Origin of the sequence: Bacillus sp. SIMBA_074 (genome assembly GCF_046534555.1) — a bacterium.
Classification (GTDB): Bacteria; Bacillota; Bacilli; order Bacillales; family Bacillaceae_G; genus Bacillus_A; species Bacillus_A mycoides.
Genome location: NZ_JAWRYM010000023.1, coordinates 53,537 through 79,100 on the forward strand (window position 1 = coordinate 53,537; position 25,564 = coordinate 79,100).

31 protein-coding genes and 1 other annotated feature are annotated in these 25,564 nt (G+C 33.7%); of the genes, 8 read left to right on the plus strand and 23 right to left on the minus strand.

The features are described from left to right. Nucleotides 1–28 precede the first annotated feature (28 nt). Nucleotides 29–1,582 carry a lysine--tRNA ligase gene (gene lysS / locus SB773_RS21270; RefSeq protein WP_410591940.1) on the minus strand — a complete coding sequence of 518 codons (1,554 nt, stop codon included), beginning with the start codon at nucleotides 1,580–1,582 and terminating at the stop codon, nucleotides 29–31. An 84-nt stretch (nucleotides 1,583–1,666) separates the two neighbouring features. Then, nucleotides 1,667–1,923: a binding site (T-box leader), on the minus strand. An 85-nt stretch (nucleotides 1,924–2,008) separates the two neighbouring features. Then, nucleotides 2,009–2,179 carry a DUF2197 domain-containing protein gene (locus tag SB773_RS21275; RefSeq protein ID WP_131247443.1) on the minus strand — a complete coding sequence of 57 codons (171 nt, stop codon included), beginning with the start codon at nucleotides 2,177–2,179 and terminating at the stop codon, nucleotides 2,009–2,011. A 147-nt stretch (nucleotides 2,180–2,326) separates the two neighbouring features. Here SB773_RS21275 and SB773_RS21280 point away from each other — a divergent pair, with 147 nt between their 5' ends. Beyond that, nucleotides 2,327–3,229 (plus strand): SMP-30/gluconolactonase/LRE family protein, encoded by a 903-nt coding sequence (locus tag SB773_RS21280; protein ID WP_410591942.1) that lies wholly within the window; start codon nucleotides 2,327–2,329, stop codon nucleotides 3,227–3,229. After that, on the plus strand, nucleotides 3,226–3,930 hold the full coding sequence (locus tag SB773_RS21285) for a class I SAM-dependent methyltransferase (RefSeq protein WP_131247445.1): 705 nt from the start codon (nucleotides 3,226–3,228) through the stop codon (nucleotides 3,928–3,930). The genes SB773_RS21280 and SB773_RS21285 overlap by 4 nt, the downstream gene beginning before the upstream one ends. 61 nt (nucleotides 3,931–3,991) lie before the next feature. Here the strand turns inward: SB773_RS21285 and SB773_RS21290 are convergent, their stop codons facing one another. Continuing rightward, on the minus strand, nucleotides 3,992–4,918 hold the full coding sequence (locus SB773_RS21290; protein WP_410591944.1) for an NADP-dependent oxidoreductase: 927 nt from the start codon (nucleotides 4,916–4,918) through the stop codon (nucleotides 3,992–3,994). A gap of 233 nt (nucleotides 4,919–5,151) precedes the next feature. On the opposite strand from SB773_RS21290, the gene mleBCA reads away from it, so the two are divergent. Then, nucleotides 5,152–6,012 (plus strand): BCA family alpha/beta fold macrolide esterase, encoded by an 861-nt coding sequence (gene mleBCA, locus SB773_RS21295; RefSeq protein WP_410591946.1) that lies wholly within the window; start codon nucleotides 5,152–5,154, stop codon nucleotides 6,010–6,012. A 124-nt stretch (nucleotides 6,013–6,136) separates the two neighbouring features. On the opposite strand, the gene SB773_RS21300 is transcribed toward mleBCA, so the two are convergent. Continuing rightward, nucleotides 6,137–6,472 carry a hypothetical protein gene (locus SB773_RS21300; RefSeq protein WP_002085171.1) on the minus strand — a complete coding sequence of 112 codons (336 nt, stop codon included), beginning with the start codon at nucleotides 6,470–6,472 and terminating at the stop codon, nucleotides 6,137–6,139. Between the two features lie 11 nt (nucleotides 6,473–6,483). Then, nucleotides 6,484–7,653: a ParM/StbA family protein gene (locus SB773_RS21305; RefSeq protein ID WP_002013097.1), complete on the minus strand. Its 1,170-nt coding sequence runs from the start codon at nucleotides 7,651–7,653 to the stop codon at nucleotides 6,484–6,486. A 209-nt stretch (nucleotides 7,654–7,862) separates the two neighbouring features. Between SB773_RS21305 and SB773_RS21310 the strand changes: the two genes are divergently transcribed. Further along, nucleotides 7,863–8,267, plus strand: coding sequence for a hypothetical protein (locus SB773_RS21310; protein WP_002168244.1), 405 nt, complete (start codon nucleotides 7,863–7,865; stop codon nucleotides 8,265–8,267). A gap of 41 nt (nucleotides 8,268–8,308) precedes the next feature. Here the strand turns inward: SB773_RS21310 and SB773_RS21315 are convergent, their stop codons facing one another. The 6 genes from SB773_RS21315 to sleB all read right to left on the minus strand — a co-directional run bounded on the left by SB773_RS21315 (nucleotide 8,309) and on the right by sleB (nucleotide 12,754). Next, nucleotides 8,309–8,845: a DUF1697 domain-containing protein gene (locus SB773_RS21315; RefSeq protein ID WP_060751415.1), complete on the minus strand. Its 537-nt coding sequence runs from the start codon at nucleotides 8,843–8,845 to the stop codon at nucleotides 8,309–8,311. A gap of 164 nt (nucleotides 8,846–9,009) precedes the next feature. Beyond that, entirely contained in the window at nucleotides 9,010–9,507 is a 498-nt protein-coding gene (locus SB773_RS21320; RefSeq protein ID WP_410591950.1) for a GNAT family N-acetyltransferase, read from the minus strand. A 27-nt stretch (nucleotides 9,508–9,534) separates the two neighbouring features. Continuing rightward, nucleotides 9,535–9,891, minus strand: coding sequence for a hypothetical protein (locus tag SB773_RS21325; RefSeq protein WP_002165674.1), 357 nt, complete (start codon nucleotides 9,889–9,891; stop codon nucleotides 9,535–9,537). A 104-nt stretch (nucleotides 9,892–9,995) separates the two neighbouring features. Beyond that, nucleotides 9,996–10,592 carry a YhcN/YlaJ family sporulation lipoprotein gene (locus tag SB773_RS21330; protein WP_002085166.1) on the minus strand — a complete coding sequence of 199 codons (597 nt, stop codon included), beginning with the start codon at nucleotides 10,590–10,592 and terminating at the stop codon, nucleotides 9,996–9,998. Between the two features lie 26 nt (nucleotides 10,593–10,618). Then, a complete protein-coding gene (ypeB, locus tag SB773_RS21335) occupies nucleotides 10,619–11,959 on the minus strand; it encodes a germination protein YpeB (protein WP_410591953.1) in 1,341 nt (446 codons plus the stop codon). A 15-nt stretch (nucleotides 11,960–11,974) separates the two neighbouring features. Continuing rightward, nucleotides 11,975–12,754 (minus strand): spore cortex-lytic enzyme, encoded by a 780-nt coding sequence (gene sleB, locus SB773_RS21340; RefSeq protein ID WP_410591955.1) that lies wholly within the window; start codon nucleotides 12,752–12,754, stop codon nucleotides 11,975–11,977. A gap of 145 nt (nucleotides 12,755–12,899) precedes the next feature. Between sleB and SB773_RS21345 the strand changes: the two genes are divergently transcribed. Continuing rightward, nucleotides 12,900–13,232, plus strand: a complete 333-nt coding sequence (locus tag SB773_RS21345) for a DUF3889 domain-containing protein (protein WP_289403988.1) — start codon at nucleotides 12,900–12,902, stop codon at nucleotides 13,230–13,232. Nucleotides 13,233–13,288: 56 nt separating this feature from the next. Here the strand turns inward: SB773_RS21345 and SB773_RS21350 are convergent, their stop codons facing one another. The 5 genes from SB773_RS21350 to kynU form a co-directional block, all read right to left on the minus strand. Then, nucleotides 13,289–13,924: a Pr6Pr family membrane protein gene (locus SB773_RS21350; RefSeq protein ID WP_410591958.1), complete on the minus strand. Its 636-nt coding sequence runs from the start codon at nucleotides 13,922–13,924 to the stop codon at nucleotides 13,289–13,291. Between the two features lie 20 nt (nucleotides 13,925–13,944). Continuing rightward, nucleotides 13,945–14,862, minus strand: a complete 918-nt coding sequence (locus SB773_RS21355) for a serine hydrolase domain-containing protein (RefSeq protein WP_289403989.1) — start codon at nucleotides 14,860–14,862, stop codon at nucleotides 13,945–13,947. A gap of 126 nt (nucleotides 14,863–14,988) precedes the next feature. Then, nucleotides 14,989–15,828: a tryptophan 2,3-dioxygenase gene (kynA, locus tag SB773_RS21360; protein ID WP_060751408.1), complete on the minus strand. Its 840-nt coding sequence runs from the start codon at nucleotides 15,826–15,828 to the stop codon at nucleotides 14,989–14,991. Between the two features lie 32 nt (nucleotides 15,829–15,860). Further along, entirely contained in the window at nucleotides 15,861–16,490 is a 630-nt protein-coding gene (gene kynB, locus SB773_RS21365; RefSeq protein WP_410591960.1) for an arylformamidase, read from the minus strand. A gap of 2 nt (nucleotides 16,491–16,492) precedes the next feature. Next, the gene (kynU, locus tag SB773_RS21370; protein WP_410591962.1) at nucleotides 16,493–17,779 is read right to left on the minus strand and encodes a kynureninase; all 1,287 of its coding nucleotides are present in this window, start codon (nucleotides 17,777–17,779) and stop codon (nucleotides 16,493–16,495) included. Nucleotides 17,780–17,938: 159 nt separating this feature from the next. Between kynU and SB773_RS21375 the strand changes: the two genes are divergently transcribed. Further along, nucleotides 17,939–18,550, plus strand: a complete 612-nt coding sequence (locus SB773_RS21375; protein WP_410591964.1) for a TetR/AcrR family transcriptional regulator — start codon at nucleotides 17,939–17,941, stop codon at nucleotides 18,548–18,550. A gap of 47 nt (nucleotides 18,551–18,597) precedes the next feature. On the opposite strand, the gene SB773_RS21380 is transcribed toward SB773_RS21375, so the two are convergent. From SB773_RS21380 to SB773_RS21405, 6 genes are all read right to left on the minus strand, one after another. Next, nucleotides 18,598–18,837, minus strand: coding sequence for a DUF3953 domain-containing protein (locus tag SB773_RS21380; RefSeq protein ID WP_002165667.1), 240 nt, complete (start codon nucleotides 18,835–18,837; stop codon nucleotides 18,598–18,600). 22 nt (nucleotides 18,838–18,859) lie between these two features. Then, nucleotides 18,860–19,105 carry a DUF3977 family protein gene (locus tag SB773_RS21385; RefSeq protein WP_000873838.1) on the minus strand — a complete coding sequence of 82 codons (246 nt, stop codon included), beginning with the start codon at nucleotides 19,103–19,105 and terminating at the stop codon, nucleotides 18,860–18,862. Nucleotides 19,106–19,220: 115 nt separating this feature from the next. Next, nucleotides 19,221–21,071 (minus strand): sigma-54-dependent Fis family transcriptional regulator, encoded by a 1,851-nt coding sequence (locus SB773_RS21390; RefSeq protein WP_410591967.1) that lies wholly within the window; start codon nucleotides 21,069–21,071, stop codon nucleotides 19,221–19,223. A gap of 314 nt (nucleotides 21,072–21,385) precedes the next feature. After that, nucleotides 21,386–21,724, minus strand: a complete 339-nt coding sequence (locus SB773_RS21395; RefSeq protein ID WP_002127705.1) for an NIPSNAP family protein — start codon at nucleotides 21,722–21,724, stop codon at nucleotides 21,386–21,388. Then, nucleotides 21,697–22,293, minus strand: coding sequence for a GNAT family N-acetyltransferase (locus tag SB773_RS21400; protein ID WP_060751404.1), 597 nt, complete (start codon nucleotides 22,291–22,293; stop codon nucleotides 21,697–21,699). The genes SB773_RS21395 and SB773_RS21400 overlap by 28 nt, the downstream gene beginning before the upstream one ends. A 12-nt stretch (nucleotides 22,294–22,305) precedes the next feature. Then, nucleotides 22,306–23,076 carry a DeoR/GlpR family DNA-binding transcription regulator gene (locus tag SB773_RS21405; RefSeq protein ID WP_410591970.1) on the minus strand — a complete coding sequence of 257 codons (771 nt, stop codon included), beginning with the start codon at nucleotides 23,074–23,076 and terminating at the stop codon, nucleotides 22,306–22,308. A gap of 251 nt (nucleotides 23,077–23,327) precedes the next feature. Here SB773_RS21405 and SB773_RS21410 point away from each other — a divergent pair, with 251 nt between their 5' ends. Continuing rightward, nucleotides 23,328–23,819 carry a hypothetical protein gene (locus SB773_RS21410; protein ID WP_060751402.1) on the plus strand — a complete coding sequence of 164 codons (492 nt, stop codon included), beginning with the start codon at nucleotides 23,328–23,330 and terminating at the stop codon, nucleotides 23,817–23,819. A gap of 48 nt (nucleotides 23,820–23,867) precedes the next feature. On the opposite strand, the gene SB773_RS21415 is transcribed toward SB773_RS21410, so the two are convergent. Continuing rightward, the gene (locus tag SB773_RS21415) at nucleotides 23,868–24,524 is read right to left on the minus strand and encodes a DUF4085 family protein (RefSeq protein ID WP_060751401.1); all 657 of its coding nucleotides are present in this window, start codon (nucleotides 24,522–24,524) and stop codon (nucleotides 23,868–23,870) included. A 220-nt stretch (nucleotides 24,525–24,744) separates the two neighbouring features. Between SB773_RS21415 and SB773_RS21420 the strand changes: the two genes are divergently transcribed. After that, entirely contained in the window at nucleotides 24,745–25,338 is a 594-nt protein-coding gene (locus SB773_RS21420) for a hypothetical protein (RefSeq protein ID WP_410591973.1), read from the plus strand. The last annotated feature ends 226 nt before the right edge of the window (nucleotides 25,339–25,564 follow it).

Genomic DNA, 25,564 nt, shown 5'->3' on the forward strand with positions numbered 1-25,564 from the left:
GAGTACTTGCGTTGCTTTTAACTATATTTTAGAAATCTAATAATGTGACGAATTTTCTAGCGCCTACCACATGTATTAATAATGGTATACGTGGACCACTTGATTGATTCATAATGAGCCTATATAAAATGGTAAATAATTGTTTTTGATTTTCTTTCATTATTTTTTTATTTTCATGATGACAAATCGTATACAATTGCTCCATTAGTTTAGAATGATCGTTATTAGAACGAAGTATTTTACAAACTTCTACTAGCCATTTTTTCTGCCTTTCATCTAATGTGTTATAAAACTCCGTATTTTTCTCTTTATTTACCGCAATTAATTTTTTAGATTGAAAGTTTCTTATCCAATACTCAGCACGATTACTTATCGCTATCATTTCAGGTAATGCATAACTCCTATCTATTTCCTCTAATATATCTTGTAAAATAGATGAATCAAAATTTAATAAAGGTAAAGTTCCTGCTACTTGATTAAACTTTGGATACTCTTTAAATCGGCTATCAAGTCTAGAAAGTTTAATTGCATCAAATAAATCTTCATTTTTTAGTGTTTTATTTTCATAACTATCTTTCAATCGTTCATACTCTGTATAATTTCGGATAACATCTTCATCAAGTCCGATATTAAAAGCTGCGCCCGGCTTATATTTTGCAAACATAAAAAGAATTACTTCTGGTAAATACACTTTTAATAAGTCACTAGGTGTAATACTATTCCCTGAAGAACTGGACATTTTTTCATGATGCCCTTTAATTCCAATGAAATCATAAGCAACGTAATGGGGAGCTTCATAATTGAATATTTTCCTTGCAATTTCTTTTGATACATTATAACTACCCGTTTCAGATGAGTGGTCTCTCCCTCCAGGTTCAAAAATAACATCTTCTACTTCCCATCTCATCGGCCAGTCTATTTTCCAATTCAGTTTCATTTTATTTGTCTCTAATATTGATAATTCATTTTTATTTCCACATTCACATTCATACCGAACTGTTTTTAATAGTTCGGCAAAATGGGTAATAGTTGTTGCATCTTTCCCACATCTATCACAATACAATGTAGCTGGATAAAAGCTCTCTCGTTCTTCATCGCTACACTCTCCAGTTTTAAAACCCATTAAAATATCATATATTTCTTTTCTTTTATACAAAGACTCTAATATTTTTTCGTTGTACCTTCCACTTCTATACTCAGCATGCTGATAAATGAATTCCACTTCAATCCCAAATGCTTGTAGCGATTTCTCAAACTCTTTTTCAAAATGCTCTGCATATGAGTTATGACACCCATGGGGATCAGGAATATCACAGTACGGCATACCAATGTATTGTTCAAAAGATAGATCAATATTTTTGGGAACTTTTCTAAACCTGTCGTAATCATCCCATGAAAAGATAAAACGAGTCTTTTTCCCTAAATCTTGCAGAGCCCTTACAACGAAATAAGTCGTTACTATTTCACGGAAGTTCCCAATATGAACAGAACCAGATGGACTAATTCCAGATGCACAAACAAAAGTTTCTTTATTTGGATGTTTTCTAATTAATTCATGTGCTACTTCATACGCCCAATGCATATGCCACTCACCTCAATTGTATTTTTTGTTTCCCATTTTCAGTTTTTATAAAACAAAAAAACTCCCACCCCCAAGATTTTTCATCTTGAGGACGAGAGTTATTAGCTTCGCGGTACCACCTCAGTTTGTTAATACGTCACCATATTAACCTTTTCAGGTACGGCAAAATATGCTTATACCCTATCTCTATAACGGGAGAACCCGTCGCACCATCCCTAAATAAATTAGTTCCTTGCGCAGCTCCAAGTCTTTTTTCATTAAGATGTATACCGCTCTTTCTCAGCTACCAGAGCTCTCTGTACGTATTCTTTCTTAACTACTCTTCTCTTCAACGCCAAATTATATATTAGTTTTTTACATATAATAATTTATAACGTATATATTGTCAAATTTTTCTGAACCCATGTTAATCAAACATTTTTTTCACTATTTAAAAAAATGTTTGATTGCTTCTAATTGTATCTTGTGACTGCACTCATCACAACAATATGCCCCTTTTCGTTTCTCCTTAAATCGCTTATACTTTTCACTTCCTTCATATACGCGAAATACATTTTTACATGAGAAGCAAATAATTTCATAAAACATCATATGCATTTTCCTCCCCATAGTTATACGCTATTTTCGGATTATTTGAGAAGGTATTCTTTTTTATAAGTACATCTTTATTTCAATCCAACAAAAGGTTTACCTCCCTTTTTATCGAATTTTATATGTATCTTTATAGGATAGAGGTGAATCATATTGATTAGAAATATAGAATTAATTGTTGATGCAAAGTCTAGCTTAGCTGAAGGCCCTTGCTGGAATGAGAAAAAACAAATTCTATATTGGGTTGATATTATTGAAAAGAAATTATGCCTTTATAATCCCGTTAATAATACAAACCGAGTGATAACTTTTGACCAACAGATTGGTTGCATTGTTCCATATTTAGATAATATAGTACTTTTAGCTATGGAAAGAGGCTTTTACTCTCTTAATCTAAATACAGAAAAACTTACGCATATATATGATCCTGAACCACATTTATTAGAAAATCGTTTTAATGACGGGAAATGCGATCCAGCTGGCCGTTTTTGGGCAGGCACTACAGACTTATGCGGCATTAATGCTGCCGGTTCCTTGTATTGTTTAAACAATAATTTCAACGTTGATAAAAAATTTGCACATGTAAATACGTCAAATGGTATAGCTTGGTCCCCTGATCATACATTTCTTTATTTCATTGATACACCTACTAAGAAAGTTGTTCGTTTTGATTATGATGTACATACTGGAGAAATTAGTAATCCAAGTGATGTTATCATTTTTCCTGAAAATGATTGTCTACCTGATGGTATGACAATTGATGAAGAAGGCTGTTTATGGATTGCTCATTGGGGAGGCTCGAAGGTTACTAGATGGAATCCCTTAACTGGAGAACAAATTTTAAGTATTCCGATTCCTGCGTTATATGTAACGTCGTGTACATTTGGAGGACCAAATTTAACCGATTTATATATAACAACAGCCAGAACAAGAATGACGGATGAGGAATTAAAACAGTACCCACATGCCGGTGGTATATTTCGGATTCAAACAAATGTGAAAGGTTGTCCAACATATTCATTTCGTTATGAAAACATTGGAGCTGAAACATTATGAACAGAATCGATTACATAAGACAAGAAGAGAAAAAGTATCATGATTTATGCTATGAACAATACAAATTATTCGAAGCAGGATCATGGCTTTATAAGCCTGTCAAAACAGTTATGGACATGATGGATTTTTTTGAAGAACAGAACAATTTACAAGTACTAGATCTCGGTTGTGGTGTAGGCAGAAACAGTATTCCAATTGCACAAAAAATCATGAATTCTGGTGGCACTGTTACTTGTGTAGATCTACTTGATTCAGCTTTAACGAAGTTACAAATTTACAGCAAAGAACATGGTGTATATGAAGTGATAAAAACAGAACATTCAGCAATTGAAGACTACTATATTGCACCTAATACTTATGACTACATCGTTGCAGTATCAAGTTTAGAACATGTGAAATCAGAAGAAGACTTTAAGAAAGTGCTTCACTCTATGAAAAATGGAACAAAGAGTAGCGGTATCAACTGTTTAATTGTCAACTCTAACATTCAAGAGATTGGCTTGGAAACGAATCAAAAATTAGATGTGTTAGTTGAAATTAATCTTCCTACTGAAGAAATGATACTTGTACTAAAAAACGTTTATACTGAATGGCAAGAAGTAAAAATTGAAATTAAGAGTTTATCGTATGATATTGTACGTAACGGAAAACACATTAAATTAAAAACGAATGCGATTACTTATGTCGTTCAAAAAATGTAGTATATGCGAGTGGAGGCAATCTTTATTTTATCCAGTCACCACTCGCATATTTATGTGAATTTTATTCCATTTTAATTACAATTTTCCCTCTCGTATGCTGACTTTCACTTAAAATATGAGCTTCTCTAACTCCTTCTTCATTAAATGGTAGAACTTTACTAATGATTGGTTTGATTTTTTCTGCCTGAATCAAATCAGACAATTCGTCTAATTGCTTTCCACTTGGTTTTAACCATAAAAACCCTGATTTTATGCTCTTTACTTCATGAAGTGGTTCATGAACGATAGAAACTAGAACACCACCAGATTTAATAATTTGAAAACTTTTTTCTTGTACTTCTCCGCCGATTGTATCTAACACAATATCATAATCTGATAGTAACTCTTCAAATTTATCTTTTTTATAGTCAATAACGAGATCAGCCCCTAAGGACTTTAAAAACTCTTCATTTTTACTACTTGCAGTTGTTGCGACAAAAGCCCCAAATGATTTCGCGATTTGAATTGCAAAACTTCCTACTCCGCCCGCTCCAGCATGAATGAATACTCGGTCATTTTCTTTTATTTGTGCATAATCAACTAGACTTTGCCAAGCTGTAAGTCCTGCGAGGGATATAGATGCTGATTCTTCAAAACTAAGATTATTTGGCATTTGGGCTACTAAATCCGATTTCACTGTAATGTATTCAGCATAAGAGCCTTTCCCTATATTTTCAGGTTTCGTAAATACTTTATCCCCTATGTTGAAAGAATCCACATCTTCTCCAACTTCTTCAATTACACCAGCGACGTCTAAACCTAAAGTGATTGGAAATGAAAATCGTAACTTTTCTTGTAAGTCTCCTTTTCTAATTTTCCAATCAACAGGATTTACAGATGTTGCGTGTATGCGTATTAATACTTCATTACATTTAACAACCGGCTTTGGAACTTGTCTTTCTTGTAATTCTTCAACACTACCATATTGATTAATAACAATTGCTTTCATTTCCTCTCCTCCTTGTTGTTTATATTAATAACTTATAATTATTTTTCAAAATATTTTGTTTTGAATGAACATAATTATATTTGGAGGTGATATTTATGCTACTCTACTAATTAAGTAAGATGAATATAAAACTTTCATCTTACTTTAATACACTCTAATTTAAGGTTAAGAAACTCCCCAAGTTATATTTTCTTTATTTGTTAATGAACTTTAAATGAAATGGAGAGAAAACTATGAAAGAGAAGATTTTCAAAGTAAACGGTATTGATATATGTACAGAAAGCTTTGGCAACCCTAATAACCCAGCAATTTTATTAATTATGGGAGCTACGTGTTCAATGGTTTATTGGGATGAAGAATTTTGTGAAAGGTTGGCTAGTACAGGGAGATTTGTCATTCGCTATGATAACCGTGATGTTGGGCGCTCTGTTACATATGAGCCTGGGACTTCCAATTACACTGTAGCAGACCTCGCTGAAGATGCAATCGGGGTACTCGATTCGTATCATATTGACAGGGCACACCTTTTTGGCATGTCATTAGGAGGTATGATTTCTCAAATCGCTGCAGTAAAACACCCAGAAAGAATTTTAACCTTAACATTACTAGCAACAAGCGTTATTGGATCTGATAACAATACTCGGGATTTGCCTCCAATGGATGAAAGAATTTTGACACATCATGCTAATGGTGCAAATTTAGATTGGACGAATCAAGATGTTGTAGCGCAATATTTAGTTACAGGATCACGTCTACTATGTGGATCAAAGCGTATATTCGATGAAGAAAGGGCTTACAAACAAGTAAGGCAAGAAATAGAGCGAGCTGACAATCTATTAAGTATGTTTAATCACGCTCTTCTTACAGGTGATGATTCTTATGAAGGTATACTTAAATCGATACAATTACCTGCTTTAGTAATTCACGGTACGGACGATACAGCTTTACCACTTGAACATGGACTCGCACTTACCGATGAAATTCCGAATTCAAAGCTATTAACCCTTGAAGGTACAGGACATGAGAATCATTATGATGACTGGGATAAAATTATAAATGCAGTTTCAGAACATACATGCAAAATATATAATTAAGCAACTAATAGAAGGACACAAATTGTATTGCACTCTTCTTTTTATAGAAATTACGATACAATATCAAAAACCCATCACTGCATTCGTATGTATAGTGATGGGCTCTACCTATATTTTTCTATGCTTAAAAAAATGGACAATCTAACTGGTCAACAGATTCCCACGATTTTTTTTTTACATTTTCGGTGGATTTACTATTTTCTAGTGGTACGTGTTTAAATGGATTCATTTCAACTTTTAATAGAGATGATGGTTCTATATATAAAGAAAAAACATGGCTACTTGGCAAGGTTTTTGATACATCAATATCTCCTACTTGTTTAAATAATTGCTGGGCCGCAAAGAAAAAGAAATTAGTTGGATTAGATTGTTTATTAAGCCAAGCAATCATTTCAGGCGATACTGATTTATTAATATTAATTTTCACTCGATCACCACGTTTATATCGCCTAGATCGCATACTTCCACCAACTAACTTATCGTTAAGTTTGTAAACCCTAACTCTTTTTGCTTATGCTCTCTATATTTTGGCGAGCATGTATATACTAATAACCCACGAGCATTGGTGAATAACGGGTTATCTACAAAGATCACATTTTTCAAGCGTCCTTTTTGTTTCAAAATCATTTTTAAGCTATTTTTAATAATAACTGCGCCCCCACCATAAATAAATACATATGGATCGTCTTTCATATCATCAATTTTGTTAATAATATCCGTTGCGACACGTGCTGCTAAACCTAAAAATGCTGGCTGCGATTCCTCAACTAACAATGCATTTCTTGGGTGCTTTTCATTTAAATAAATTTGGTTAAATTCTGTAATGCTATCAATTGTTTTCGTAGGATATTTCCGATTCCATCTCGTAATAATTTGTAGTAACGTTTCTTTTACACCGTACGATAATCCTTTACTTAATTGCGGACGGAAATTTACCCCTAATGAAACAACTTCTTCCGTTGTCCCCGCGCCAATATCAAAAGACAATAAAGTTTTATCTACAAAATCAATTTCTGAAACTTGATTTTGTTCACATTCTATTTTATGTTTCACAACATTTCCTTCCTCATCATATACAATCCCCCACGTCCCAGAAGCGCCTTCAGGTAGACATTTACAAAACTCAATAGAAACATTAATCGTAACATCGCGTCCATTTGGATAATGGAATATGACCTTGTGATTACCCATATACCGTTTCGCATTTTCAGCAGCAATTTCCTGTGTAATAAGTTGCATTGGAAGAGCAACAGATAAATCATAACGAATATTAATATGACTTGAAGTAGGGCTTTGACGCATAGCACTTATCGCTAAACCTGAAAGGATTGTAATGACCATTAACTCATCAGTAGATTTATTTGATTTTTTCTCCACTTCAGTACCTTTTAATTGATCTTGAATCACTTTTTCTCCAACGATGTATCGTACATTATTTAACATTAGCGATGGAGAACTAATGGTCACATCAATGTGATTCTCTAATTCTGACGATGAAACTTCACCCTCATCTAACAACCCCGTAGACTCACCTATATATAAGGAATAAATACTCGGAATAAAAATAGGTTCCTGCCCTTTCACCATTAACTTCAAACCATTATTTCCTGCATCTGCACCAGCTTTTAAAAGAATAGACATAACTACCCCCTAAATTAATCTGACATCCCTTCCAAATATATGCGAGCCCATTCTTTTACATTCAAATGTAATGTAATTTTTTCTTCATCCTTTAAACAAAATATCATAAACATTCACTTCATATGTAAAAAATGTTTGACATAAAACTTTTCCAATTTTATACTATGGATGTAAAGAGTTTTTTACAAAAGTGGAGGTGCAATTATATATTGAATACTAAAAAAATTATTTTTGTAATCATAACTTTATCTTTAATCGCTATACTTGTACATGGCACATACAAATACATAACTGAAGGTTCAATTTTTGGTGGGACAATTTTCGCTGCTTCTTTAATACTTAGTAATTTAATTAATCATATTACATGGGGAGATCCAAACGGAGTATCGAAAGAAAGTCAAGATGAGATGGGACAACAAATTACATATAAAAGCTTTAAAATCGCATATTTTGTGCTTGTAGGTGTTATGTTCCTTATATTACTCTGCTCGGAAGGATTTTCTATGGGTTCCAATTTGGATGGTGTAAAAAACCTTCCACTCTTTATTGCACTCTGTTCTTCCTTTCTTATTTTCCCTATTGTTGAACTCATTGTCGCCAAACAATATAAATAAAAAAAGTGGTTTTCTAAATGCAGAAAACCACTTTTTTATGTTTAAATACCTTCTGCTATTGCTTTCAGCTTATTCACAGTCCGCCAGTTCCTTACTGTAGCTGGCGTATGTAATTTTTGAAACTGGTTCATTAGTTTAGAATTACGAATGCTTTTTTTGAAAAATAAATACACTACTCTTCCTTCGATATGGCAATCTTCTATGTCACTTTTGTACATAAGTAACCGCTTATTGTCTTCTTCAGAAAGTGGATTAGCTAAAAAGGCCACATGTACACTTTCTCCTTCTAATAACGAATGGGTCTCGTAAGGACACTTTTTAATAATATTAATAAATTCATCATTTGCTCGTAACATGACTGGAACATTGAAATCAAAAACGTTCTTAATTTCACATTCAATTCGTTCCTTTAAAAAACTTATCTCTTCTTCTGACTCAAACACTACATTTCCACTTTGAATATATGTTTTCACTCTTTTTAACCCTATTGATTCAAACATTATTTTCAAATCTGCCATTTTGATTACTTTATGTCCACCTACATTAATTCCCCGTAGTAGTGCAATATAAATTGTCATATGATTACCCCTCACGTATTTAAATGCTTAACAATCGAATTGTTTTGCACCTTCATGCTTCTCGAATACTTACTTTAATACATCTAACATATCATGTACGGAAAATATCTCAAATTAAAAAACTTACTACATGATTTTTTTCAAGAGTAAGCTTTGTTATCTCATTATCTCGTTATAGGTAAATGTAATATAAATTGTTGTCCAATTGGTCCCATTCTTCTAAACCCTTTATCTTGAAATCCAACTTTCTCATATAACTTTTGTGCCGGAATGTTTTTTTCATTTACAGCAAGAATCACTTCATTTTTTACTGGATAATAATATTTTACAAAGTCTTGTAATAACGCCAATGATTTTTTAGCATATCCCTTATTTTGTTTATTGTGATTAACGGAAAAAGAAGTTAAAAGTATGGCATCCTTATTTTCTGTAAACTCCTGTACCCTATCACCTGTTTGTAATATAAATACACCGACAGGTACTCCGTTATAGTCTAAAATAACAACTACATTTTTCGTTCGATCATTTTTCGCTTTCTCCAGTAATTCACCTGGATTCGCCGTAAATTGAACTTGTTCACTTGGTAAAGTAAATGATTGTATTATCTCTTTATACTGTGCCTTATATGGAACTAATTGTATTTCCCCTGTATGTATGTTCATGCTTAACTCTCCCACTCCTTCAAGTTATTAACTTAAACCTTGCTGTGTTTTAGAATGCACTTTTCCATCCAAAAATGTAATTTCAGCAAATGATTTTGGATCGTTTCCTTTCCAAGCAAAAATTTGCTTAATTCGTGTAGAATGTTCTTCTCCTTCTTCTATGAGTAAATCCCCTTCAAAACCGATTAAATCTTTCACTTCTAAATAAGTCATTCCTTCATTAATATTTGAGAAATGATTTATATTAATGGTCTCTTGCTTTTTATTTTCCGTTATAGTAGAAGACATAGCTGTTTTCTTCTTCACTTCTTTCTTCTGGTCACACGCTGTCATACTAAAACCTATGCATAAACTACCTAATATGAGTGCGCTTTTTTTCATCATAACGGTTGTCCCTCCCCTCATTATTAAACCATATATTCCCTTAAAAATAAACTGAATATTTAATCTTACAGAAAAACCCCGTACAATTTAGTACGGGGTTTTCACTATTTTTTCAAATGGTTATTTGACTGATCTTCTTGTTCTTTTCGTAGTTCTTGTTCTTCATCTTTTGGTAATTGTTTATCATTATCTTTAATCGGATTCGTTTCTCTATTTTCAATCATATCATTTGGAACTTGCGGCATTACTCGCCCAACAATTGCTGCTAATTCATCAAGTATGCCTTCACCAGTTTTACCTTTTTTAATTTGCTTGCCTATTTGTTTTAGTCTTTCATACGTATCAACATCTGCTACAACGACTGCATTTGCACCGTTTGGGTCATTCTTCAAACTCTCTGCAACAGAATACTTAATTGACTCAACGCGAGTTCGATCAAGTTTCGCTTTCACATCAATACCTACAACAGCATACTTCCCAACTACTACTGCTGTCGCATCGTTTACACCAGGTATACTTGCAGCTAAAGATGCCAGATGATCAGCTGCTTTTTCATTTGGCTTATTTGATTTATTTGTATACGTAACATTTTTCATCGAGACATTTTTTTGTTCTGGCTTTTCATTAGGATTGTCTTTTTTTCCAATGCTACATCCAGTAATAACGAAACAAAGCATTAACATATATATAATGATTTTCATTATTTTCACCACTTTATCATTGATGTTTAATCATAAATTTTCTCAACAGCTTGCATCTTCTTCACTTTTTCTTCTGCACCGCTATTTGCGTTAATGAAAATTTGGTACGTATCTTTCCCTAGAGTACCAATAAATTCATAACAAAGTACTTCATTATGCAAGTCATTTACTACTACAGCTTTACGTTCTTCCATAACTTTTACATCGGGATTAATTTTCTTTTTCGCCTCAGCAGCAGTTAGCTTCGCACTCGGAATTGTTCGTTTTTGATGCGATGCTAAATATTCCTTTGCGGAAAAACCAACAATCGATCCATCATCTAAAGCAATTTTCATTTGAATTGCTTCTGGATAAATACGCACTCCATTTTCACTTACAACGTACGTAAACACACCGATATTATCATATTGAGAACTATCAAACAGCTCCATATTTGTAAACTTGTGATCCTTTAAAAACGTCAATCCTTTACTTCCTGCATCATTTAAACTAATTTTTTGTTCTTTAATTTCTCGATTATTCATTACCCAAATTGGGTATCCACCTTTTCCGGTAATATCCATATAATACTCATTGTTCGTTGCTGGATCTTGAATTTTCACACTGTAGAATGATTCTTTTGCACCTTTTCCACTTTTCTCAACTTCTACTTTTTCATTCCCTTTTAAGTTTAAAAATGATTTCGCGATTTTTTCCGCTTCCTCTTTCGAAATCGCCTTTCCTTTTGCCTCAAATCCGCCTTTTTTATTCTTTTGTGCACTTGTAAAAGTCGGTCCAAAGTTTGTGGACGAGTATGATGTTACATTCTTTTCTACCGTCTTTAATCCATCGATAATTGTGTTATCTGCTGGATCTTGGTTTGACGCAAGAGCCATTTCTACATCCATCCAGCGAAGATTATTTTTCAATACAAGATGCTGCACTTGTCTCAGTTCATCTTGTATATTTGCTGCATTTGAATATAAACCTTGTAACGTTTTATATTCTTGATCATTTAACGGTTCTTTTTCTAAATCACGAACCGCTGTACGATAACTAAAATCACCAATATTCGCTAGGAACTCTTCCGTTTTATTAAATGGCATTAATGTTAAAGGTAATTGTCCTACATCAGAACGAGCCTCTGATGTTAAACGCCATACATCTACTAAAGCTGGCGATAATGAGGAACGTGAATTCATCGCCAGTGTTGTTCCAATTTTATCGTGTAATAAATCAACTTCATATGCTAAATCATGAAACGCACGCTGATAACTATTTTCCGCTCGAATTAATACTGCATTTTTCTCTTGATGCTCTTTATAGCCCCAATACCCTGTTCCGACTACACCTACTGTTAACAATACGATGATAATACCTCGTAACATGTTTCCACCTCCGCTCTATTTACAGAAAATATGCTTACCAATTTTTTTAATTTGTGGACGAGTCCAAATCCATTTGCTTGTCGCAGTATCTGGATTGAAATAATATAGTGCATTCCCTGTTGGATCCCATCCATTGATTGCATCTAATACGGCTTTTTTCGCATTCTCATTTGGCGTTAAATATATTTGTCCATCTGCTACTGCTGTAAAGGCTCTCGGTTCAAAGATTACACCTGAAACGGTATTTGGAAACGATGCACTTGTGACACGATTTAAAATTACCGCAGCCACTGCAACTTGTCCTAAATATGGCTCGCCACGTGACTCTCCGTATACAGCGTTTGCCATTAACTGAATGTCATTTTGAGAATAACCGTTTGGAACATTTGTCCCTTTACTTTGTGGTGGTTTATTTTCTTGTGCAGTACCACCGCTATTCCCTTTATTAGTTGTAGTACCTTTATTAGCGGTCGACTTATCATACTTCGTCGCCTTTACAAGCATTTGCTTCGTTTTAGCACCCGCTAAACCATCAACTGGCAATCCGAATTTTTGCTGAAAGTTTCGAAGCGCCCAATATGTACCCCATCCGAAAACACCATCAATTTTTCCCGTATAAAATCCGTTATATTTTAAACGAGATTGTAATTCAATGACATCTTCTCCAGATGCACCTCTTTGAATCACTTGATTAGAAAAAGCTTCTACATTTTTCATTTGTATACTACTGACCATCAATGATAGTCCCACAAATACAAGCAAAATCGCTATCTTGAAAACAGCTTTTTGACGCATGTATTTCCCTCCTTAATTACGGAAATGATTTCATGGTTATGTTTTGTAAAACCCTCGCTTTTATGTAAAGAAGACAAAAAAATCCAAACTTATATGCTTGAAGATATATGCACACAATATAAAAAAAGAGTAAAAGGAGCTTATTATGAAGTATTTCTTCACACGTATAGCATTCTCGATTTTTTTACTAACAACATGTTCAACTATATATAATGGTCCATCTATAGTTCACGCACAGCCGCCCTATGCAAAATGGGGTAAACTGGCCGTTGAAAAAACGAAAGAACAATATCCGAAAGCAGAGATTATTGATTACCTTCATATAGGTAGAAAACCAAAAACTGTTCAAATAACAGTTGAAAAATTTAAGCTGTGGCTGCGTGAAGGTGGGAAAGAATATGGTGTTTTTGTTGATGTAGAATTCGATACGAAAACAGAGAAATTTTTAAAGATGTCATTTCAGAAAACAAATCGGTAAAACAAAGAAACCTCCGTCTTTACATACAGACAGAGGTTTCTTTATGTACTTCTTCCTTAATAAGGAGGATTATTTTTCATATGCAAAGATCGATTCCCTAACATTTTTACTAATCCGCAAATAGCTCCAATTACAACCGCTATTCCGATACTATATAAAAGTACTTTCCCATATCCACCTATTCTCGGATCGAGAAACGGATATGGGTACCAATTAACGAATGGACCGCGTATTAAGCTATAGACAACATATAAAAGAAGGAAAATCAGCCAACTAGTAGCTTGTTTCCACGTGATTGTCTTCGTAGGTGGATTTATAACCCAATCTAAAATCATTGCTAATGGCATGATGTAATGAAGCACAGTATTTACCCACGGTATCGGTGTTTGAAGTGACTCTTCTAATCCCCTTAATAACAAAAAATAAATAAGTCCTGTTGTCAGTATGTATACTGTAGCTGCACCGCGAAGAACTCCAAACTGCTCGGAACGTCCGAGTGTGGCTGTCCCCAAACTACTTAATAGTAGAATTACCGCCACTAAAATATTGCTTTCAATTGTAAAGTAACTAAAAAAATTAACTGGATTGAACGGTTTCACTTGTGCTCTTGTAACAAATTGAGTAATAAGTGCACTAAACGCTAGAAGACTTAATAACAGTCTATAAATCGCTATCATGTTTGCACTTCTCATAAAACACCCCCTTCCTCTTCTTATTTATGATTGGAATTCTCTTTTATATGTTCTATAAATAACTTTAATGGTACGAGGCCACGTTTTGGCATGTGACTACTAATTACAGCTACGAGCTCTAACTGCGGAATGATAATAATGTATTGCCCTCCATATCCCATAGCAAAATACATACAATACGGTATGTGAAATCTTTCATTATTTAATACCCACCAGTGATATCCATATGCCCCGACATGTTCATACGTTTCAAATAGGGCCTCACCTGATTCTTCTAACCATTTCGGTGATACAATTTCATTACCCTTCCAATATCCATTGTGCAAACATACTTTTCCTAACTTTAATAAATCTATAGATTTCATTTTCATACCAAATCCGCCAACATATATACCTTGCGGGTCTTGTTGCCACTCATACTCCGTAATGTTTAACGGCTCAAATAAATACTTTTTCGCGAACTGCTCCGTCAACATTCCAGTTGCTTGTTGAATGATGTAACTAAGTAAGTGAGAAGAACCTGAATTATAATTCATTTTCGCACCCATTTCTTCAATGAGCGGTTTTTCTAAAATGTATTGCACCCAATTGTCTGATTCCACAAAATCATTTGGGAAAACAACCCCATTTCCGAACTCTTGCCAATCTTCTCCTGTTGTCATCGTTAATAAATGATACAGCGTTAGTTCCCTCTTTTTCTCCGGTACATTTGGAATCCATGTTGTGATTTGTGTATGTATATTATTTATAAATCCTTTATCAATTGCGATACCAATTAATATAGATACGATACTTTTTGTAATCGAATTAATTTTAAATAAGTCATTTGCACAGTCTATCGTTTTATAGTATTCAGTCGTTAATTCCCCCTTTTGATAAACAAGAAATGTATTAACTTTTTTCTTTTCAAATTTACTTTGTAATTGCTCGAAATTCAAGTAATCTTCCTCCATCTAAATGATTATGTAATATTTGTTGTTCATCTCGTTCTCTCTATTAAATCATATTTGTTTTTAAAACAAAAAAATAAACTTGCCAGCCTTTATCAGCTGACAAGTTTATTTTTATAATTTCGTTCGAACGTTCCAAAGCTCTGGGAAGAAGCATTGATCAAGCACTCGCTTTAAATAAGATACGCCAGAAGAGCCACCTGTTCCCATCTTATGACCAATAATTCGTTCTACCGTTTTCATATGACGGAAACGCCATTGTTGTAGCCAGTCTTCAATATCGATTAATTTCTCTGCAAGCTGATATAAATCCCAATATTTCTGCACGTCCGCATATACTTCTACCCAAGCCGCTTCTACAGTTGCATCCTCTTCGTAAGGCTGCGTAATATCACGATTTAACACATCTTTATGAATTGGGAATCCTTCTTTAACAAGCGCTTGTATCGCCACATCATACAAACTTGGTGCATGAAGTGCTTTATGAAGACGAGCATGTAATTCCGGGTCCTTTTCATAAATCTTTAATGCATGTGGTGTTTTATAACCAAGTGCATACTCAATCATTCGATATTGATACGATTGAAAACCTGAAGCCTGACCAAGTGAATCACGGAACTCAATGTATTCTGATGGCGTTAATGTCGCAAGAATATCCCAAGATTGAATAATTTGCGACTGAATTTTTGATACACGTGCTAACATTTTAAATGCAGGTGCTAATTTATCTTGTTTAATAGATTCAATTGCTGCATTCAGTTCATGTAAAATTAGTTTCATCCAAAGCTCACTCGCTTGGTGAATAACGATAAATAACATTTCATCATGATGATCTGATAATCTTTGTTGACTAGATAATAAGCTATCTAGCTGTAAATACTCTCCGTACGTCATATTTTCCTTAAAATCAGTGTGAATCCCTTTTTCCATAATTACCTTTTCGTTTTCTTTCATATTAGTCAAACGCCCCTTTTATATATTTCTACTTATATTGGCCTAATAACAGCGCGAACTGGACTTCCATCTGCATCTGTTAATGCAAGTGGTAATGCAATAAGCTCGTAATCGCCGTCTGCTACGTGATCTAGTACGACATTTTCTAAAATGTGAATTCCGTGTTTAAATAATTGATGATGAGCTGCTAGTTCTTTATCATCTAAAGGATCAACAGATGGTACGTCCACCCCGATTAAACGAATTCCCTTTTCAGAAAGAAAGGCTGCAATATCTGTGCGTAAATGCGGGATTACATCTGGGAATTCATTTGCTTTACCATGTGAAGATGTACGTAATAACAATCGTTCTACACCTTCTAAATGAAAGTTTTCTAATTCCTTTTTCCCGATGCTTTCAAGATTAGAAACGTCAATGATTCGAGCTGGGCCAACATAAACTTGAATATCTAAATCCAACACCTTCTTACCGTCATTATCAAAATGAAAAGGTGCATCAATATGAGTACCTGTATGGATACTCATCGTTAACTTTCCGACATTTACTGAACCACTGTTTTCTTTTGACCATGAAACTTCATACGAGAACGGTGTATCCCCTGGCCATGTCGCGATATCATTATTTAGCGGTTGTGAAATATCAATCCACTGCGATGTTTTCATGCTTACGCCACAACCTCTCGCTTATTTTCAAAGTTTTTATATTCTTCATTTTTCATAATTTTCTTTAAGATTTGTACAGAGTTCCATACTTCCTCATACGTATTGTATAAAGCAACAGGCGCAAGTCTAACTCCATTTGGAGCTCTAAAGTCTGGAATAACCCCATTTGCTTTTAACGCTTTACAAATACGCGCCGCCTCAGCATGTTCTAAATAAATATGCCCGCCTCGTTTTTCATCCTCTAATGGATTTCCAATTGTAAATTCAAAACCTTTTAATTCATGTTCAATTAAATCAAGCATATATCTCGTAATATGTAATGATTTTTCACGTAACTTTTCAATACCAGCTTCTTTAAAAATTTCAAGAGAACCGATTAATGGTGCAGTACTTAAGACGTGAGGTGTCCCTATTTGATAAGCTCCGGCATGGTCAGCCGCAGTTAATGAATGCTCCATATCAAATTGCTTATCTTTTCTAGAACTAAACCAACCAGATAATCCTGGGAGTCTATTAAAGTGTTTATTATTTACATAAAGGCCTGCAACACCACCAGGACCTGCATTTAAATATTTATAATTACACCATACAGCGAAATCTACATCCCACTCTTTAAAATGATGCGGAATGGAGCCGATTGAATGACATAAATCAAAACCGATATGAATACCACGTTTATGAGCTTCAGCTGTTAATCGCTTCATATCAAGAATTTGTCCACTTCTATATAGTACAGAAGGCAATAATATTAAAGCGATATCATCGGTCATCGCATGAATAATATCATCTTCAGAAAGTGTTCTTCCATCTCGGCTTTTCACTCGTACTAAATGTTCATCTGGATCTAAGCCTTTTAAACGAATTTGACTCTGAAGTGCATAAATATCTGACGGAAAAGTTAATTCATCCGCAAGAATTTTTGTTCGTATTCCTTTTGGCTCATAAAACGTCGCAATAACTTGATGTATATTCGCAGTCGTGGAACCGGTTACAATCGTTTCTTCCGGTAAAGATCCAATAAGAGGTGCTGTCAATTCACCCAATTTCTCCGAAAGGAAAAACCATGGATGCTCACCTTCAGTCCATCCATCAATCCCAAACTCTTTCCATGAATCTAGCAAGGTAAGTAACGATTTCTCTGCTCTTTTTGAAAGCAACCCTAAAGAGTTACCCTCTAAATATATTGTTCCTTCTTTTTTATAAAATTCAGATTGAAAATCTTTCAGTTCATCATGTTTATCACATTCAAGCGCATACTCATAAGTTGGTTGAAATGGTTCTTTATACATGGTGTCACCTTCTTTTAATTTTCTTTTTATTCTAACTAATTGAAATATATCACTTAAATTGATATAACGTCAATGATATTATGTCAGTTGACTTTATATACGAACTTCTTTTACAATACAATTATATTTTCAGATATTTCAGTATAAAGAGGTGATTCCTTGAAAAATTCTACCCTTTCAACAAGAAAACACCGCTCCTTAGAAACAAAAAAGAAACTATTACATTCCGGTTATACTATGTTTATAAAAAACGGATTTCAGAAAACTACAATCACGCAAATTATTAAACATGCAGAAACTGGTTATGGAACAGCATATGTATATTTTAAAAACAAAGATGCTCTCCTCGTCGTTTTGATGGAAGATGTTATGAATCGCTTTTATGATATTGCTGATCGCTCTTTTTCCCCTCAAACAAAGGCCGAAGCACGAGATATGATTCAGAATCAAGTGCGCGCTTTTTTACAGTTAGCACAAGAAGAAAGAGCTATATTACAAGTTGTTGAAGAAGCAATAAGAACCTCAAAAGAAATACGTCAAAAATGGGATGAGATTCGCGAACGCTTTGTAACACGGATTATACAAGACATTACTCATTCCCAGGAAAATGAATTAGTACGAACTGAGTTAAATAAAGAGATTGTCGCATGCGGCTGGTTCTCTATAAATGAAACGTTTCTTTGGACAATCGTGCAAAATGATAAAGAACTAGAATTAGAAGAAATTGTACATAATTTAACGGTAATGTATACGACGGGGTTATATAAATAGCACATTATAACCTCAAAAAACCGTTACTCAATATGCTTAGTAACGGTTTATTTAAAATATTTTATTAACGATACAATAATACAAAAAAGTGATGTAAGTAAAAGCAACAACCCCATATTCTTATTCTCTTTTTCATCCTTCTTAACGTTGTGTATCCCCATACCGGCAAGCATAAAACCTAAAAGTAATTGTAAAATGAGCATACTTTGCTTCGAATCATCATTCCAACTGTAAATAGAATAGCCCATTATAATAAAAGCGAGTATGAATGTGATAATTCTAATCATAAAAACACCCCCCTGTGTGATTCTATTGTTTTAACCTACTCACCATTCCAACAATAAACTTATACTCAGCTCTACTTTTTCTTACTTTCTTAAAGCCCTCTTTCGTATCAAAAATAAAACACGTTTTCCGAAACCAAATCCGTACATATAAAGACTCAAAATAAATAGGTTTAATAATTCCTCGTTCCTCGAATTCAGTTCCATCTTTATTTTCGGTTTCCGTTCGAATGAACCACCTATTCCCGATTCCAATTTCAATATACTTCACATGCTAACCCCCTTCAGGAAATCTTCTTTCTAATTATTCTATTATTTCCCTGGCAAGCGCACATTCCGACAGAACGTGAGCCCATAAAGAAAAAGTAGATTACAAAAATCTACTTTTATAGCCTAAATTTTTGCATACGTTTATAAAATGTACTGCGTGGCACATCTAATAGTTTTGCAGCTAATGAAACATTTCCGTTCGTCTTTTCTAGCGCTTCAATCATGCTATCACGCTGTATTTTTTCACGGAAATTTAATGTATGCTCTGTTTTATTTTCTGCTTGCAATTCAAGTTGATGTTGATTTCCCATCATTGTTTGTAATAAAAAAGAGATTTGTTTTTCGCATATTTCCCGTCCTTGCGACAAAATGTATATGCGTTCTAATACATTTAATAATTCTCGAATATTTCCGGGCCATGTATGCTGTGAAAATTGATTACAAATACTCTTTGGAAATACAACATTCCAATCCTTTCGTTCACAAAAATGTTGTATGAAGTACGGAATATCCTCTTTTCTTTCTATTAACGACGGAACATATAGCGGATAAACATGTAAACGATAATATAAATCTTGACGGAATTTCCCTTCTTCTACTAATCGTAGTAAATCTTTATTTGTCGCAGTAATAATACGAATATTTACTGGTACCTCTTTTGAACTACCAATTGGGGTTACTGTTCGTTCTTGCAAAACACGCAATAATGCCACTTGCATCTCTGGCGGCACTTCACCAATTTCATCTAAAAATATTGTTCCTCCGTCTGCTTGTTCGAATTTCCCTTTATATCCTTGGCGCCGCGCACCTGTAAACGCACCTTCAGCATAACCGAATAATTCACTTTCCATTAATTCTTTCGGTAATGAACCGCAGTTAACAGCTATAAAAGGACCATTTTTTCTTGGACTATTTTCATGAATCGCTCTCGCTACATATTCTTTCCCTACACCTGTTTCACCACATACATATACACTAGCGTCAGTTGGTGAAACAAGCTTAATTTCTTCTAAAGTATGTTGAAATACGCTGCTTGTCCCAATAACTCCAGGGAAAGTAATTCCGTTTATAAACGGGTAAGTAGAAAATAAATTTTCTTGTTTATTTTCCTTTAAGTAAATACATTTCCCAATCATTCTATCATTACTATATACCGGTACCTCTAATTTAGGTTTCAATCCATTGTGCAATAAATCTTCAAGTTTCATTCGTGACCAATTACATACTCGTTCACGAACCCTCTTGCTCGCAGAAACGATAACATCACGATGGTTACAAATAACAACTTGTTCATCACTGTCAATTACATCTAAAAAACGATGGATTAAATGCAGTTCATTTTGATGTACTCGAATACTACATTCACGTTCAATCGCATGCGCGATCGAAGTTACCATTCCGAGCATATATGGATGTGAAAACTCAATTGGACAGGAGAAATCTAGAACACCAATTAATTTCCCATCATCATTATGAATCGGAGAGGCCGCACAGCTCCAGCTATGAGATGCGACAGAATAATGCTCTGTACCACTTATCATAATAGCCTCTTCAATCTCTAACGCTGTTCCTATCGCATTTGTACCAACAGCTGCTTCCGTCCATTTCACACCTTCAATAAAATTAATATGTTTCGCTCGTTTCAACGTTTGCTGATTCCCACTTAATGATAGAACATAACCATCTGGATCAATTAATAATGCCATCATTTGCAGTTCATCAATGGTTTTTCTCATATTTTGTATTTGAGGTATTGCTATATCAAGGAAGATTTCACTCTTTTTCTTTTGATCCTGAAAAATATCAGAAGACAAAATTTTCTGACCTTTATTCATATGAGGATTCACATTTGCTTGTTTACATCGATGCCATGACTCTGAAATTCTTTCGTTTATACGGTTCGAATCAAGGACTCCTTCATCAACAAACTTTTTCCATGTATGTAAGTAAAACGGTGAAGCTAACATTGTATCATCTCCCCTATTAATTGTTTTGGAGATTTATAAAACATACTTTTATTATAAAACTGAATAAAAGTGTTTTCAATACAACTAGAAAGATGACACAAATATGTTAATAATTTGAATATCTTAATAAGCTTCTTTATTCTTTTTTAGTAGAACTATATTTTGTATAATGGACGCAAAGAAAATACATAACCAAAACCACTTTTGTGGGTTGCCGTTTATAAAGAAAACTATCACCGCTATTGCAAATAAAATGGTGGATGCTAAACTAAAATATAATTTTGTTTTAATTCCCATTATTCCTCACCCCTCTATCACTTTACAGTACATACTAACTCTTCATTTTTTAACTCTAATATGTACTCCTGTAAAACATATTCTTTCCCGCCATGTTTTTCATACCAATCATGTATTCTTTTAACATGTATCTTGTCGCTTCTAATTTTTGATTCAATTTCTTTATACTGTTCATAACTATCATATTCCCATATTGCAAATACTTCAGTCGTACCATCATTATTATCTTTCATCCAGCGTCCTATTAAACGAGAACCATATTTTATTTGATTAGGTAAATTAGTATCATTGAAATGATCATTAAATATTTCTATGAATTCATTTTTTACTACATAGTATTTCCTTCTGTAAAACATACTTCTTCACCTCTTTTATGAAAAGTATCAGTAAACCTTCCCATTACTACCGTATTATAATACTTACCATCCGACAGTTTTTTATCATTTTTTAGAATACCTTCTACCTCCAAACCTAATTTTTTATAAAGTTGGATGGCTTTTTCATTTGTCTCTAACACTTGCAATGATATCTTTTTCACTTCATTTTCATCAGCCCACTGAATAGATTGTTGCAATAGACTCTTACCCATTCCATATCCCCAAAACTCTCTTAAAATACAAACACCAAACTCTACTTTATGGGATAACCTCTTCAAATTTGATCCTTCACATCTCGAAAATCCTACGATTCGGTTGTGCACTTCTGCAACTAAAAAAAGATTCTTCATCTCTTCACTATCTGTTTTTATTATTTTTTGAAACCCTATCTTATCAATAAACCCCTCTCCAGCTTCTCTATCCATATTTTCAGTTTCGCCATCGATCTGAACTCTAATTTCTGATAACTGCTCAGCATCCGTTTGAACTGCAGAACGAACTGTATAAGTTAATCCATTTATATGAAACTCTTGTCCTTTTATAATCATTTCAAACTCCTTTTAAATGAGGTCTATTGACGCTATTACAATTTCTTTACCTTGTTTCTCAAATTGTTGAATCGTTTCTTTACTAGCCCCTTCATCTGTTATTATAAGGTCAATTTCTATCAGTGACTCTCCTTTTATAAAGCAGTCTATTCCAAGTTTATTATGAGGAGCTAAACAAATATTTCTTCTAGCAATTTTACTTACTGTTTTTCCAAAATAAGCAACTTCCGGTGTCGCAGTACTTATACCATTCAATGAAATACCGCCACCTGTAGAGAAATAAAGATCAATAGAGAATCTACTTATCAATTCAGAGGCCAGTGTATCTGTCATATTTCCTGATGGTTTCACTTTTCCACCAATTAAGTACGTATCAATGTTCTTATATTCTCGTAACTTACTAGCAATTTCTAAAGCATTCGTAATAACTATAAATGATGTTTCAGGTACATACTTTAACATGGCATAATGAATGGAAGCCCCGCCAATAAAAACGGAATCTCCTTCTTGTATGTAGGATACAGCAACTTTCGCAATCGCATCTTCATCTATTGAACTATCACGATAACGTTTCGATGGTTCGGCAGCTAAGTTTCTCACTCGCGTAAGTTCAACTGCACCTCCGTGCGTTCTTTTTAATAAACTCTCTTTCTCCATAATGGATAGATCTCTTCTTATAGAATCAATAGACATATCAAAACTTTCCGCAAGATCCTTTGCGATTACTCTTCCATCTCTCTTAAGTAACTCTAAAATTTTCTCTCTACGCTCTTCAGTGAACATGTTATCACCACCATTATTGAAGATTCAGAAATTTAATCTTTATTTTAATTATATGCATGCTTTTTCTGTATTACAATATTTTCAATTCTTATTTATTCAGCTTTATACAGTTTTTCTCCCTCTTTCTATCCCATTAACTTGAAAACGAAATAAATGTATATTTGCATATTCCACAAACATACTTCCATTTACCTTCCTATTGATGTAAAATTATTCCTATGTTTTACTTTTTAATACAGAAAGGGATTACTATGAAATCTATAATTAAAGTAACTTGTACAGCATTATTATTTACAGGAATAATGGCAGGATGTAGTGGAAATACTGCACCAAAACAAGAAAAGAGCGCTTTTGAAAAGAATGCAATGCACTATGGGGAAATATTTAAAAACGAATACTATAGAGCAACTGTTGAAAATGCAAAATTCGATAAAATAGACAAAGAGTGGCGTCTCACAGCTCGCGTTACTATAAATAATGCTCGTGCTGACGGACAAACGATAGATCTTTCAGAAATAAAATATTTCATAAAAGATGAGAAAACGGGTGAAAAATACGAAGGTGAATTTATACAAAATGAAAATGCTAAAAAGGTTCCATCTGAGTTTTCTTTAACTACCGACATTGTATTTAATATGAAAACTTCTCCAAAAGATTTAAATAATATGTATTTATACATAGATAGCAAAGCTGCGCCGTTAACAGATACATATTGGAAACTTGATAATTTAGCATCTAAATAAAAAACAGTCATATAAGACTGTTTTTTGTTTGTAAAGTTATAAAGTTTACTAGTTACTTTTCTCAAGCAATACATCTTTTGCACAAATCGTCACTTCTTCAAATGGGCAATCAAATAAAACACCCAATTCGAAACCTTCATTAGTAAGATCTATTTCATGACATAACCACCAAGCACCTTCAAAATTTTCCGGAATAGAACATTTCGTTACGCCTGTAAAAGTTACTTCCAGTTTGTCAAATTCACTGAAAGTACCACTGCAATCTAAAGTTATGATTAGCGTATCTTTTGATCTTCTCTCTACTAATTTGACTATACTGTCATGTAGTGAGTATTCATGTAGTTGAACGACATTCTGCGCGAGCTTTTCTTTTATAGCATTATAATTATCTATATAAGCTTGTTCTAAATCATTCATTCTTTTCTCATAATCTTCTGTCCAATCAAGCATAAGTTTCTTTAACTTTTCTGATGGGTATTCTGACTTAATTGTATTGTCATGAATGTATGGATGTAGTGACTTAGGTAGAAACTTTAATAAATCTTCTTTCTTTTCTTCCACGTCTTCTCTCAAACTTTTCTTATAATCCATTCCTACCTTTTCGCTCTCTCGCAAAATCTCTTCCCATTCTTCTAATGTTTCTGAGAAAATTAAAAATCCAGATACTTGCATTTCTTTATACCAATCTTTATTGAAATACTGCAATGGCTTTCCTCCTAAAACATTTCAACATCCAACAAAAGCAATATATCTATTTATTATATCATTCCAATAGCTATTTTTTCTAAAGAATAAATGCAAAAATGTAAATATTCCGCCTATTATTTCTAAAACTTCAGAATATTTACAAAAATGCGAAATTAGAATACATTTTACATGTACAAGTTTTACCTGTACAAAAATCTAAACAAAAAGGGATGGTTATATGTTGAAGAAATTAGTAGCAGGGACATTAGTAGCAGGTTTTGCATTAACTGGAGGATTAGGAGTAGTAAGTGCTGCAAAAAAAGATAATACAATTAAATCATTTGATTATTTAAAAGTTGATGAAAAGAATGTTAATTCATTCACAAAATTAAGCGATCAATCAAAAAAAGACATCCAAATTACTATGGTACTACCTAAGCAAAATGAAAATGGAGATTGGTTAGCTTATGGCTTTACTAGCAGAGAAACATTGAATGCTTTTATTGAAAAGGATAAAAAGGCACTTAAAAATCAAATTAACCCTTTAGGTAGTGGTGCTGGTAGTACCGATTTTTATGAGCATCAAAATAAAGGTGGACAGTATATTTATTGGAGCAGTGGCTTTAAAAACCTACCTTCTAGCTGGAACGACAGAATTTCTTCTGTAAGTACAGCTTCACCTTCTGCAAGTTATTCAACAACGCTATGGGAACATTCTTCAACTCAAGGATATGGAAAAGGTGTCTCCTTTAGACACTCTGATTGGTATGGTCAAACTGCTAATTTAGCTGCAGATTGGAACGATATAACTTCAGCTATTGAAATTAAATAGTAACAGCGCATTTCAATTAAATAAGTGAAGAAGTTTCAAAATCACTATACTCTCATCGATTAAAAAAACATGAGAGTATAGTGATTTTTCTAGTACCTTTTTATACATATTGCTACTTAAATATTATTTACTAAAAAGACCAGTCATATTGGTCTTACCCCTGTCAAGTAGACAGTATGAAAAAGACTAAGCAGCCATCGAGATTCGATATTCTATCGGAGCTCGA